Source organism: Ekhidna sp. (assembly GCF_965227465.1).
GTDB lineage: Bacteria > Bacteroidota > Bacteroidia > Cytophagales > Cyclobacteriaceae > Ekhidna.
Genome location: NZ_OZ245746.1, coordinates 2,972,102 through 2,984,926, shown reverse-complemented (window position 1 = coordinate 2,984,926; position 12,825 = coordinate 2,972,102). Strand labels below are relative to the sequence as shown.

The window sequence follows — 12,825 nt, the reverse complement described above, 5'->3', positions numbered from 1 at the left end:
TAATTGTTAAAGGTTAGTAGTTTATTTAAATGGCTGTCAGAAGATTTATTAATCTTATTAAATTTGCAGCGAATAAAATTCTGTTATGAAATAAACATGGTTTAGAAAATTTCAATCCATGTGAATGCTTGCCGATGTTGATAAACGGCTTGCTAAAACTTGAAATTCTATGAAAATACAATCATCGCGCATTAAGCTGGATAAAATTGACAGAAAAATTCTTGATATTTTACAATCAAATGCCAAAATCACCAACGCCCAACTTTCGAAAGACATTGGATTATCGCCTGCACCTACGTTAGAGCGAGTAAAAAAATTAGAGACCTCTGGTATCATCAAAAGTTATCATGCTAAACTGGATACTGATAAGGTAGGATTGGGAGTGCACACCTTTGTGCAGGTGTCATTAAAGGGGCACAACAAGAAAAATATTGATGCATTTATCAATGAGATTAATTCCATTCCAGAGGTGATAGAATGTCATCATATTACCGGATCTGGAGATTTTATCCTAAAGATCATCTCCAGTGATATCCAATCTTATCAAAAATTAATGCTTGAAAAAGTATCTGAAATTGAGGTAGTGGATGGCTTGCAATCCATGATAATACTCTCTACTTTCAAGGACAGCAAAGTAATGCCTGTACCTGAAAATGAGTAAGAATCAGATATTATCCCAACCAAAGGTTGATCAAATTATCCGTAGAATCGCCTATCAGATTTACGAGAATAATATGAGCGAAGAATTGGTTTTGGTTGGGGTCGATTCAGGAGGCAGGAAATTAGCAGAACAAATCAACAAGACACTGAAAGAAATTTCAGGGAAAAAATCGATCTGTCATACAATTTCATTAGATAAGGAAAACCCGCTTAATAAAGACATTCTCATTGATGGAGACGTCTCTGATTTAAAAAATAAGTCAGTTGTTCTGTGCGATGATGTTTTAAATAGTGGTAGGACACTTGCTTATAGCCTCACCAAACTTTTAACATTGGAAGTTAAAAAAGTGGAAACGGCTGTCCTGGTACTGAGAACTCATGGAAGATTCCCGATTTATGCGAATTACAAGGGATATGAACTTTCGACCACTATCAAAGAACATGTCGAAGTTAAACCTGGAGATGGTGTTTTCCTTAATTAATAATCTTTATACAAATTTGGTTTCCTCGAAAGCATCTCCAAACTCATTTCCACTAAATCCCCCATGCATTCACATTTCAAAAATTCTTTGTCTTCATAAAAAGTGGCTAATTCCTTCCTGAGTCTTACGATATTCTCTTGTTTTGAAAGCTTATCTTTTTTCATTGCAGAAAGCAAGTCTGCAATTCTTTTGTGTTCGACTTTTAGTCGTGCGGCAATGTTCGATCGCTCTTCACGCTGATACTGCCTCACAGTCTCAGGTGTCATGTGTTTTAGACCGATTTTTATAATTGGGTTGTTTTGTGTGTAGTACTGTGGCAGGTAGATGGCCCTTCTTCCTTCATACGATTGCTGATCAAAATCAATGGCTCTGAGACGATATTCAACATCTTCAAAATCTGGTGTGATATCAATAACAAAATTACTGCTGTGCATGTCTCCAAGTAACCGGACAAAACAGCGCTCATTAAACTTCACAAATTCCTTAGCAAGTCTTATTTCATTGAGGTTTGAACTTCCAAGATATTTTTTTATAAAGAGCTCAGCAGGAATACCTACGATGTGCTCTTCAATTAGTGTTTCTCTATTTACTACGTAGCTAATTTTATTAGGGGATAGCAAATGCTCCAATTCCAATCCGTAAATACGAGAGGCATCTGCATTTTTGATGTAGAAATAGTCAAAATTGTCATTTATCTGATTCACCACTCTCACCCTGAAAGGCTGAGTGTTTCCATAAGCACATAAATCTACACGGTCAATGATCAGGTGATCCATGACCGAGAGATCTCCATCGGACTTCATGATGGCATAAACTTTCTTCAGGGATGCATTAATGTGATCCATGTCTCCTTGCGGAAAGAACACGGTTTCCCAAAGCGTATCATTGCCTACCTTGTCATAAAGTGGAATAGAATTGTCGTAGCGTAGCAAGTCTGAATAGTAAATGGGTAGATCAATCTCCCGATCATATTTTTTTATGTAGGCCCTTAAAGGCTTGCTAATTGGAAAAATTTCTTTCTTCTTGCTGATAATCGCCATTGTGTGCTAATCTAAAAATTGAACACCAAACCTTCCTATTTTCGGTTTGATTGGAGCAGGGACCGTATCGCTTTTGATCATCTCTAAAAGATCTATTTCAATGTTTCGTGTAATTGTGGATATCGGTGTGTCTGCCGCTCTTCCTTCAAATGGATCTTCGGTGACGGCACCGGATTTTTCCAGAATTGTGAACACAAAAGAGATAGCAATAGACATAGGTATGGCTCCCCAACTCATCTCAGACGCTAAAGAGAATGGTAGGCAAAGGACAAAAAGCCACAGAAATACACCTGTGAAGTAATTATAATAGTAAGGAAATATGGTACCCTTGATTCGCTCTGCCATGCCTTGAAGGCTATAGAATTCTTTTATTACGTTGGCTAGCTCCATGTGACGGAAATCTTCAATAATGCTTTCCTCATAGGCGTTTTGCAAACGCTCACTTTGCTTATGTAGAAGTTGTGTAGGTTTATTATGATATTTCTTTAATTGTTTCACTTCTTTTTCAGAGAGGTACTTTTCTAAGTCTTCCCAGTGATTTTGTTTTCGAAGATGCATGATAAGTGCATACAGCCAACCTACATGCCTGTTGATTAACTCTTTTCTCCACGCAGTAATTTCTTTTTCACTCACCGAATCATTCGAGAAATGAGTGGAGGAAAAGGTACAAATCATCACTCCGAACGTTCTGCTTGCATTCACTATTCCACCCCAAATCTTGCGGGCCTCCCACCAGCGATCGTAAGCACTATTATTTCGGAATCCTAAAAATATGGCTAAAGCACCACCCAGGATCGTGACAGGTACTAGTGGTAAGGTGATTGGATTAAAGGTGTAGATCTCTCCAAATTCGTGTTGGACTACTGCTACTACTGAAATAATCGTAAATAGGATGATGTTTTTTCTATTGTAAAAAGTGATCCCAAGAACCTGCTTGAAAGGATTATCTGAATACTTGATTATCATTTACGTGAGCTTTTCTGTAAATTCTTTTGAGGCCTTTTCACACCAATCTCTAAATGCTTTGCCTACTTCTTTATGTTTAGGAAGATAGTCTAACAATATTTCTAAGTCAAAATTTTTGCTACTAACGCCAGCTCCTGCTTTTGTCGCGTCGAGTGCATTGCATGCCTGCTCATAATGGCCCGCTACTGGTACCATAAGTATGGGCTTTCCTAAGTACATGGCTTCACAGATAGATTCAAAACCAGCAGTTGTTAAATAACCACTGCAAGAAGCCATAAGCTGAATGAATTTTTCATCATGCAATTGATGAAAGGTAAGAGTGTCATCAATTTTCAATTCTTCGGGCTCATCTCTTTTATCCCAAAAACAATGAAGGGGTATTTCAAGGTTCTTTTCATGAAACTGCATCACTTCTTCTGAGTAGCCATGATTTACCATATAGACCAGAAAATGATCATCTGCTTTAGTTTTTTCCTGGGTTTTTACTTTTTCTCTGAGAAGTGGGGGTACCACATATAACCGCTTTTTTGGCTCGTCTTCCATTTTGTTGAATGAGAGAGCAAGAATTTTATCTGCACCATAGGCAGCTAATCTGTTTCCATTTAGGAGGGAAAATTTGTCATAGATTCGACCTTTTGGAAATTCAAATCCCGAATGGTTTAGCAAAAATTGATGTGCCAATGCGAAATGTTTGACATTGGGTCTTTTCAACAGAAAATATAATCCACCCAGAAAGTCGTAAAAATTTATGACAGCATCCGGCTTGTCCTTTTTTACGATCTTATCAATCTGATTTATGCTGGTAAGAAAAACCCGAAATTTCCGGAAGTTAGTAATGAGAGTAGCAGAAATATTTACTGATTTGTTTTTACCATCAGTTACAAAATTCGGACTCTCCAGCTGAGTAATGGGAATAGATATTTGATTCAGAAAAAATTCAGGTATTTGCCTTCTCTTACTTTTACCTACGATGACATGGGAGATTGAATGCCCTTGCTCTTTGAGGATATGAAATAATGAGATGGCTTGAGTAAGATGCCCTCGACCCTCACCTTGAACAATGAATATATACTTCAATTTGGTAATATGCTAGGGTTTGGGTTTAAGTGAATTCAACAATCAACTTTAGATTTTGGAGCCTCATTGTGTGGTGATGGCTCTGGCAAATTCAACTGAACTAAGATGCAAACTTAAGTAGAAACTCAGTGCCTTCGCCTATTTGGGACTTGGCAGTTATGTTGCCTCCATGCTTACGCATTATTTGTTTTGACAAGCTCAATCCGATACCAGAACCGTTCTTTTTCGTGGTAAAAAATGGGATAAAAATTTTCTTCAGAGCCTCTTCTTCTATCCCCGTACCATTGTCCGCTACTGATATGAATGCACCACCTCCATCAAGTGGCATTGCGGTAATGGTTAGTGATTTATTCTCTTTATCATCCGCAGCTAAAGCTTGTATCGCATTTTTCACCACATTGATGATTACCTGCTCTATTTGTTCGCGATCAATATTTACAGTTAAGCCGGGTTTTACCGAGCAGTTTACAGTTATTTTAGATTGCTCTATATCTGGCTTAAGTAGTACCAAGACATGTTTAATCATTTCTTCCACATCATTGGTTTCAAGATTAGGAAGCTTGATGCGCGTCATGTTTCTGAAATCTGATACAAATTTGATCAGGCTCTCACTTCGGTTGTGAATGGTTTTTACAGAGAGATAAAAATCTTCAATGGTATCATCTTTGATTTGGTTGATGTTCATTCCGTTTTTAAGAAACTCAGCCAGTTCGGTCTCTACCGTGGCGGCCAGAGAGGAGATAGGAGTCACTGAATTCATTATCTCATGGGTAAGGACCCTGATCAAATTTTGCCATGCCTCCATCTCTTTTTCTTCAAGCTCAGACTGAATGTTTTGAATTGAAATTAGCTTGAACGCTTTACCTCTTAGTGAGAGTTCGATGGCATAAACCGCCAACTGTATTTCATCTTCATTTTTTGTGATTTTGATTAAGTCACGACCCCCGGTTCTCAACTCTTTGATAGACTCAAGTAGCCCGGGTTGATCTCTTCCGATTTGATTGATGTTTTTAATCAGTTTAAGCCCGAGTAGCTTCTTGGCAGCATTGTTCAGGATTTGAACCTCACCATCTGAATCAAATGTGATGATACCAATACCTATATGTTGAACGATAGTCCGCAGATATTGATGTTGGGCTTCTTTATCTGCCCTGATTTCTCTAAACTTTTTTAAGATCTCATTAAACTCATGGTAGAGAGAATCTCTACTAGAACCAGATTTTCGTTCTGGATACGTGTTGGTGAAGTCATCATAATGGATGCTTTCAAGAAAATGGACGATTTCCCGATTTGATTTCTCAAGAAAATTGTAGAGATACCAGATCTGGAACAGGCCAAGGCAAAAAACCAGGAATTTTGTAAAAAAATACGTTTCTGAATAATACAGATGCGTAAATAAAAACATAGTAAGTAGGAGCAATGTCAACCTACCAATCAACTGAAACCGAAATGATTTATAAACCATGCTTTTCTAATCTTCTATATAAAGATGCGCGAGTCAATCCAAGCTCTTTCGCTGCTTTGGAAATATTTCCTTCATACTTATTTACAACTTTTTGAATGGTGGTCTTTTCCATATCATCCAAATTATAAGAGTCTGGTTCCAGTGAAAGGTTGCTTTCCGGTTTTTGGGCGAGGAAGAAAAAATCCTCAGGCATCAATTGATTGTTATCACTCATAATGATAGCTCGCTCTATTGCATGTTGTAATTCTCTGATATTACCTGGCCAGGGATATTTTTGTAGTTTGCCTACGGTCGATGTTGCTACACCGTCGATATTTTTCCTGTATTTCCCGGCATACATTTTCACAAAATGATTTGCCAGTTCTTCCATATCCTCCATTCTTTCTCGTAGTGGAGGAAGGTGAATTTCAACTGTATTAATTCGGTAAAGCAAATCCTGTCGAAAAGTATTTTCATTTACCATTTCATACACAGGCATATTAGTAGCACTGATCAAACGAATGTCAACCGGAACCTCTTGATTACTTCCAATCCTGGTCACCTTTCGATTTTGAATTGCTGTTAAAAGTTTGGATTGCAACGGTTGACTCAAATTACCTATTTCATCCAGAAAGAGTGTTCCTCCGGAAGCAACTTCAAACCTACCTGCTCTGTCTTCTTTGGCGTCTGTAAATGAACCTTTCTTGTGCCCAAAAAGCTCACTCTCAAACAATGATTCTGTAATGGCTCCCATATCCACACCTATAAAAGGCATATCCTTCCTTAAGGATTTTTGGTGAATTGCCCTGGCTATTAACTCTTTACCAGTTCCATTTTCTCCCAAAATCAAAACGTTTGCATCCGTTGCGGCTACTTTGTCAATAAGCTTGAAAACCTTTTTGATCGCATCACTCTCACCGATAATATCTTTAAATGCTTTACTGCTGTCTGCCTGCAAGGTTTTGCTGGTCTGCTTAAGCTTAGATACCTCTTTTCTGCTTTTAGTCAGTTTCGAGGCACTTGAAAGCGTAGCAAGCAATTTTTCATTTTGCCATGGTTTCAGCACAAAGTCCGTAGCACCAGCTTTTAATGCTGTTACTGCCATTTCCACATCTCCAAAAGCGGTTATTAATATGACAACAGCTTCAGGGTCTTTTTCCAGGATTTGTTCCAACCAATAAAAACCTTCCTTTCCACTGGTAGTATCCTGACTGTAGTTCATGTCAAGAAGGATGACATCATAGCTGTCATTGTTCAATAGAAAAGGAATCTTTCGAGGATCTTTCTCTATAACCACCTCTTTTATGTGCTTTTTAAGGAGCATTTTTGCCGCTAAAAGCACATCCTCATCATCATCTATAATTAGTATTTTATTGATTTCTTCTTCCACCGTTTTTGTGTTTATGATTCTAAGTTTTGCTACAACTGTGCCAAGTATGAAAAAGCACTTCAGGCAGCTTCAAGCATTAAATCTAAATGATTTATTGTACGAAAATGAACAGATGGTAATTAATTTGTTACAATTCCGAACAGGTTGGAAAGACCCAGGATTGGGAATCCAACAATATGGTAAAATTCAGCTTTACTTTTCTCCCACTTTGTGAATGCCTCATAAAAATCGGTTTGAGACTCTATATATTTATCCTGCTGGATATTTAATTTGAAAAGATCAGTTTCTCCATTTTGAAGGTTGATGATTTCTGCATCTAGCAATCGTCGATAATTGCGGGAAACACCTTGATACTGGACTAGCAAATCCTGAAAAGCAATACTTTGGGCATAGGCACCCAATACATCATTCTTAAGTTCTACCTGACTTTGAGCTAGTTGATATTCATTGCTTTGAAGTTTTAGTCTTGATTGTTGAAGTTTACCACGCTCTTTTCTTAAAAGAATAGGAAATGAAAAATCAATGCCCATTTTATAATTATCACCAAATTCTACAGATCTGGAATTCAATTCTGGATCAATAGGAGCATCTATTAGGGAATATGAAAGGTCTATCTGAGGTTTTAGACTTTCACGTGCCCACCTCATATCTGCATCCAGTTGTTCTCGCTTACCTTCAAGCTTACTTATTTCCGGATTGCTTGTCATGGCAAACTCGATTGCAGCTTTAATACTATTATCCTCCGGTGCAGAGAAGAGCGAGGCTGAATCAGGAAGAACATTGTTTTGAAGTTCTAAGGGAATGAGATTTTCCGACCATAAGTGTTTGACCAAGTTCAGCTTGGCAAGCTCATATTCCAGTGTTGCCTTTCTATAATCAACAGTTCTCTTTTGAAAATTAATCTTGGCTTGTAGGGTATCCACCACGGCGGCTTCACCATATTCATAGTCTATAAGTGTTCGATCGAACAGGTTTTGGGCTAAATCAATTGCCTGGATCATTAATGCTTGCTTTTTGCTAGCGAAATACCAATTCCAATAATCTTTAATAATTGTGAAAAGTATTTTATTGGTCTCTTTTATTTGTTCTGCTGCGGCTATCTGAGAAAATGCTTCTGCCTGTCTAATTGCGTTTCTTCTCTCATCAAAAAACAAGCCTTTACCCAATGGAACGGATAAGCCAACCGCTATTTGCTCATTATCCGTCGTGGGAGAAATAAAGTTTTGTGGATTTAAATACTCTCCACTGTTTTTTTGGAATTCAATTTTCGGATCTACCCCCAGCCAGGTAGGAATTTTAAACGTTGTGTTCAAAAGATTGTAGTATTCCGTTTCCTTAAAGTCTTTCAAATCATAGTCAAATTCCACTTTTGGATCGAGTTGTCCTCGTGATTCTCTTAAAACCGCTTCAGCTGAAAGGGTTAATAAATCTGCTTGCTTAACAATCGGATGATAAGATATGGTCATCTTGATTACCTCAGCAAGTGTCAAATAGGTCGTATCTGATCGCAGACTATCTTGTCCCAACAGTACACTAGGAATGATAAAAAAGATGAATAGAAACCTTCTCATTTTCCAATCTCATTTTCAGGATTTTCATCTTCATAGATCGTAGGAGGGAAGCCGTTCATTTGACGCCAGATTTCATACCATATAGGTACGTTATTAAGCATTACCCATCCCTTGATTCCAGAGCCAAGTCGCAATTGCTCTGGCCAGTCTTCGTCATCAGGATCTGGCTTCACGATGATCCTGAACATGCCGTTTTTGCTTTGAACTCGATCGATGATTGCGACAACACCACCAAATGTTCCAACAGATACATTTGGCCATCCGGAAAATTGCAATGCCGGCCACCCGTCGAATTGGACACGTACTTTTTTGCCAGTCTGAATAAGTGGAATGTCCATCGCCTTGACATACATCTCCACCGCTTTGTCATTGGATTCCGGTAGGATAGTAGCGACGGCATCTCCTTCTTTAATGGTTTCTCCAATACCTACCTTTATCACTTTAACCACATATCCACTTTGAGGGGCAATAATTTGATACTGCTCTTTACGAATTCGAACATTTGAAAGCTCATTTTCCATTTTGGAAATTTCACCCATCGTTTCATTTAAACCCGAAATCGTTTCATTCAGATTCGACTGAGCTTTACTTATTTTATCTGTATAGTCGGCTTCAATGGAGGTGAGCTCCAACTCAGCATTTGCCAAATCAGCTTTTCTTTGAAGCCATTCATTTTCGGCTTTTAAAACCTTTGCCGCACTCATTTGAAATTTCGATTCGATCTCTTGAAATTTAGTTAGCGTAATGTTTCCTGCTTCGAACCGATTTTTATTACGACTAAATACGCTTGAGGCATTTTCATAATTAACCTTCTCAGCTACAAACTCCAGACTGTCAGCTTCAAGTTTTAGCGAGGCTTGAGTAAGTTTATTTTCTGCCTGACTAGTCTTGGCAGTTAAGGCCTTTCTCAGAGCCTTAATCTGATTTTTAAGTGCGATTATTTTGTCAGATTTTGCATCCCTTGAATTCTGCTTTGCTTCAAGTTGTTCTTCCATCCTAAAAATCAAATTAGGATCAAAAAATTTGTCCTTTATTTCCGTGATAGTTAATAGCGTATCTCCGTTGTTTACATAATCACCTTCTATTATGTTCCAGCTGGATATTCTTCCAGCTATTGCGGATTGAACCATTTGGGGCCTGTTTTTTGGATTTAATGCGGTGAGCTTACCTTTTCCTCTAATATTCTGTTGCCATGGGAGAAAAAGAAAAATGATGAATATGAGCGTAATCACTATTAACACTTTAGCGACCGTGCGTCCTACCCCCGGAGTTTTTAGGGTCCTCAGAGAATAAAGATGTGTTTCCGATAGTTTGTCTAAGTGGTCCATCAGTATATCTCTTTTATGATTTCTTCTCTCTTAATTAGCTCATCAAATGGCTCTAATGCCATTGCTTCACCTTCTTCCAGGAAAAGCACCCTGTCACATGCTGCCATAACTAAAGGATCATTAGACACAACAATGAGTGTCCATTTTTTATCTTCTCGCGTCAACATTTCAATAAGCTTCAGACGTTCACCTTTAGTGAAATTGTTAAAAAAGTCATTGAGAATTAACATTGCCGGCTTTTTGGCAAGACATCTGGCCAATACAAGTTTGTTTACAAAGGAAGAAGAGAACCCCTTACCGGCACTTAGCACTTGAGTATTCAATCCATTTTCCAGTGCATTTATTTCTTTTGACAATCCTACCTCTTTAATTGAATCAAGTGCATAATCAATGTTAGAGGTTGGCTTGCCAACGAGAATGTTTTCTAATACGGTCCCCTCAAAAAGATCCTCCTGAGATACATTTTTTCCAATTTTATCTCTTAAATATGTAGAGTCTAAATCACGTAGTGAAAGATCACTGTAAGTCAGAATACCCTCATAGTTTTGATGAATGCCCGCAATGATATTGGTAAGTGTTGTTTTACCGGCTCCACTTCCTCCACTGATACAAAGTGAAGATCCTTTTACTATATCTATGTTAATATGTTTTAAGGAAGGTTTTTTGGAACCAGGGTAAGTATAAGATACGTCTTCCAACTTGACACTCAATCCGTCAACCATTTGAGACTGAGGAATGTCAATTCCACCTGTTTTTTCAAGAGGTAAGTCTGTGACATGTGAAATTTTGTCAACTGCTGTAAGCATATCATAAACTACATCCATGTACATGATGATTTTCTCTACTGAACCTAAAACCAAAATGATAATAACTTCAGCAGCCACAAATTGTCCCAGTGTAATTTCACGCTGTACGACCAAAATGGTACCCAATATGAGTAATCCTCCAGTTACGATAGCTTTGAATAGGAGTATGAATGAGTATTGAGAAATAAGTACTTTAAAGTGAGCACTTCTATTTTTTAGGTAATTATTAACGTAGTAGTCAGTTTTTTTCAGTGGAAGAATCGTATTTCCAGCCAGCTTAAAGGAGTATAAGGTGCGAGCCATCTCTTCCAGCCAATAGACTACTTTGTATTTGTACTTAGATTCCTGAATTGAGCTCTTAAGTCCTTTTGGACCGGTTAGGTAAAATATCAAAAAAAGCAATCCTAACAGTCCCACACCAAAGACAATAAAGAATGGGTGGTAAAAAGAAAGTAAGATGAGTCCGAAAACAATTTGGATAACCCCAGTTGATAAATCGATCAGAAGCTTTGGCAATCCTTTTTGAAGTGTCAAAACATCAAAAAAGCGGTTCATCAACTCAGGCATGTGAAGGTCCAAAACAGATTCCATCTTGATTCGAGGGACTCTAAATGCAAATTCAAAAGCAGCTTTTGTAAAAACTCTTCTTTGTAGATACTCCACAATTGTAATTTGAAGAACCTGCAAAACTCCAGTACCGAGAACCCCAACAATTATAAGAGTAATTAGTAGATAGACGGAGCTAAAGACAACTCCTCCTGAAATCAACTCAACGGCTGCTTGAATACCCAGCGGTAAGGTTAAACTTACAAGTCCAATTAATGCTGCGTAGACGTACACGTAAAAAATATCCTTTCGATCAGACGACAAGAGGTTGAACAATCTTTTAACCGGAGTTAAGAGTGAATCATCTTTTTGTTCATTGAAGCTCTGGTAGGCAAAAGATGTAAGTGTGAAGATTTCCCCCTCCTCGTTTGTAGAAAAATTAATTTGATTAAAATCAGGAATATTAAGCTCCTTGAGTTGACCTCCTGGCGTTATAAACTCAAGAATAACGTCTTTCTTCTTTTTTTTGATAAATGCCGGGTGAAAACCATCCTGCTGTATAAAAACAATTGTTGGTGATGCGCTATCAGTAATAAACTGAAGAAGTGTATCATGCTTCATGTATTTCTCAAAAAGCACAATGCCACTTTCATTGCCAGCCTCGATTAAATCTCGCTGAAATTCGGGAAGCTCATCATCTTCATAAAACCTTGAAATAATATCCACTCTCTCAAGTTTGGAAATATTTAAATCAATCTTGAGCTTGGTTGCACATTCCTGAAGACACCTTATTATTTGTTGGTTATTCATTTTTTTAGTGAATTGAAGATAATGGTCGACAAGAACTGATTATTACCTTTATATGGATCCTCATCTTTTTTAAGATCAGAAAGTTTTGGAAGGTGCTCTGCAAAAAATATTTGTTGATTTGCAGCTTCAAGACATGTACTTGACAAGGAGTGCGGAAATTCAAAATTTGGATTAATCTCCAACATAAAGGAAGCAATCATTACACATAGGGATTTGTATCCGATAAACACACCTTCCTTGTTGATCTCATCCACATTTTTTGTTAGATATGTTTTATCTGATTCAGTTATCACAATGCGTTGCAATACGCTTTCACTTATCCCGGGAAAATTAGGATCATCAGACAGCTTACTCGATATCAGTTCAATTGCAATTTTTAACTTTTTATCAGGATCCGAAATATTATGTGTTTCAAACGAAATCCTGTACTCCAAATAATTCCAATACCATGAAATTAAATAAATAAGTAATCGATGTTTATTTTCAAAATATCGGTAAATAGAAGCCTCTGTTGAATTGATTTTTCCTGATAACTTCTTGAATGTGAAAGCTTCAAAACCTATCTCATTGATCAAATGAATACTGTCAGACACAATTTTTTGTCCCAAATCACTTGATTGGGGATCTCTCAAATAAAGAGATGAATTGAGTTGTAATTGGAGTTTTGCTATCATGATAAATGATTCGACTATCAAATATAATAGT

Annotated in this window: 11 protein-coding genes; 2 read left to right on the top strand and 9 right to left on the bottom strand. The window is 37.5% G+C overall.

Translation table 11 applies throughout. The annotated features are described in order from the left end of the window. The first annotated feature begins 169 nt into the window (after window positions 1–169). Both ACO05G_RS13210 and ACO05G_RS13205 read left to right on the top strand, forming a co-directional pair. On the top strand, window positions 170–661 hold the full coding sequence (locus tag ACO05G_RS13210; protein WP_348283916.1) for an Lrp/AsnC family transcriptional regulator: 492 nt from the start codon (window positions 170–172) through the stop codon (window positions 659–661). After that, window positions 654–1,142: a phosphoribosyltransferase family protein gene (locus ACO05G_RS13205; RefSeq protein ID WP_421763176.1), complete on the top strand. Its 489-nt coding sequence runs from the start codon at window positions 654–656 to the stop codon at window positions 1,140–1,142. Before ACO05G_RS13210 ends, ACO05G_RS13205 begins: the two co-directional genes overlap by 8 nt. Here the strand turns inward: ACO05G_RS13205 and ACO05G_RS13200 are convergent. The 9 genes from ACO05G_RS13200 to ACO05G_RS13160 form a co-directional block, all read right to left on the bottom strand. Further along, entirely contained in the window at window positions 1,139–2,182 is a 1,044-nt protein-coding gene (locus tag ACO05G_RS13200) for a hypothetical protein (protein WP_421763175.1), read from the bottom strand. The two genes, ACO05G_RS13205 and ACO05G_RS13200, sit on opposite strands and share 4 nt — an antisense overlap. Before the next feature lie 6 nt (window positions 2,183–2,188). After that, complete coding sequence (locus ACO05G_RS13195; protein WP_421763174.1) at window positions 2,189–3,148, bottom strand: bestrophin family protein; 960 nt, start codon at window positions 3,146–3,148, stop codon at window positions 2,189–2,191. Continuing rightward, on the bottom strand, window positions 3,149–4,225 hold the full coding sequence (locus tag ACO05G_RS13190; protein WP_421763173.1) for a glycosyltransferase family protein: 1,077 nt from the start codon (window positions 4,223–4,225) through the stop codon (window positions 3,149–3,151). It abuts the gene before it with no gap. Between the two features lie 100 nt (window positions 4,226–4,325). Then, window positions 4,326–5,690 (bottom strand): sensor histidine kinase, encoded by a 1,365-nt coding sequence (locus ACO05G_RS13185; protein ID WP_421763172.1) that lies wholly within the window; start codon window positions 5,688–5,690, stop codon window positions 4,326–4,328. Then, the gene (locus ACO05G_RS13180) at window positions 5,680–7,059 is read right to left on the bottom strand and encodes a sigma-54-dependent transcriptional regulator (RefSeq protein WP_421763171.1); all 1,380 of its coding nucleotides are present in this window, start codon (window positions 7,057–7,059) and stop codon (window positions 5,680–5,682) included. The genes ACO05G_RS13185 and ACO05G_RS13180 overlap by 11 nt, the downstream gene beginning before the upstream one ends. A 119-nt stretch (window positions 7,060–7,178) precedes the next feature. Then, window positions 7,179–8,630, bottom strand: coding sequence for a TolC family protein (locus ACO05G_RS13175; RefSeq protein WP_421763170.1), 1,452 nt, complete (start codon window positions 8,628–8,630; stop codon window positions 7,179–7,181). Further along, window positions 8,627–9,958, bottom strand: a complete 1,332-nt coding sequence (locus ACO05G_RS13170) for an HlyD family secretion protein (RefSeq protein WP_421763169.1) — start codon at window positions 9,956–9,958, stop codon at window positions 8,627–8,629. Before ACO05G_RS13170 ends, ACO05G_RS13175 begins: the two co-directional genes overlap by 4 nt. Next, window positions 9,958–12,120 carry an ABC transporter ATP-binding protein gene (locus tag ACO05G_RS13165; RefSeq protein ID WP_348283904.1) on the bottom strand — a complete coding sequence of 721 codons (2,163 nt, stop codon included), beginning with the start codon at window positions 12,118–12,120 and terminating at the stop codon, window positions 9,958–9,960. Before ACO05G_RS13165 ends, ACO05G_RS13170 begins: the two co-directional genes overlap by 1 nt. Next, a complete protein-coding gene (locus tag ACO05G_RS13160; RefSeq protein ID WP_421763168.1) occupies window positions 12,117–12,794 on the bottom strand; it encodes a TetR/AcrR family transcriptional regulator in 678 nt (225 codons plus the stop codon). Before ACO05G_RS13160 ends, ACO05G_RS13165 begins: the two co-directional genes overlap by 4 nt. Between the last annotated feature and the right edge of the window lie 31 nt (window positions 12,795–12,825).

Excerpts from the sequence above, each read along its gene's own strand:
- ACO05G_RS13210 (WP_348283916.1), top strand. The coding sequence starts at position 170 with ATGAAAATACAATCATCGCGCATTAAGCTGGATAAAATTGACAGAAAA.
- ACO05G_RS13205 (WP_421763176.1), top strand. The coding sequence starts at position 654 with ATGAGTAAGAATCAGATATTATCCCAACCAAAGGTTGATCAAATTATC.
- ACO05G_RS13200 (WP_421763175.1), bottom strand. The coding sequence starts at position 2,182 with ATGGCGATTATCAGCAAGAAGAAAGAAATTTTTCCAATTAGCAAGCCT.
- ACO05G_RS13195 (WP_421763174.1), bottom strand. The coding sequence starts at position 3,148 with ATGATAATCAAGTATTCAGATAATCCTTTCAAGCAGGTTCTTGGGATC.
- ACO05G_RS13185 (WP_421763172.1), bottom strand. The coding sequence starts at position 5,690 with ATGGTTTATAAATCATTTCGGTTTCAGTTGATTGGTAGGTTGACATTG.
- ACO05G_RS13175 (WP_421763170.1), bottom strand. The coding sequence starts at position 8,630 with ATGAGAAGGTTTCTATTCATCTTTTTTATCATTCCTAGTGTACTGTTG.
- ACO05G_RS13170 (WP_421763169.1), bottom strand. The coding sequence starts at position 9,958 with ATGGACCACTTAGACAAACTATCGGAAACACATCTTTATTCTCTGAGG.
- ACO05G_RS13165 (WP_348283904.1), bottom strand. The coding sequence starts at position 12,120 with ATGAATAACCAACAAATAATAAGGTGTCTTCAGGAATGTGCAACCAAG.
- ACO05G_RS13160 (WP_421763168.1), bottom strand. The coding sequence starts at position 12,794 with ATGATAGCAAAACTCCAATTACAACTCAATTCATCTCTTTATTTGAGA.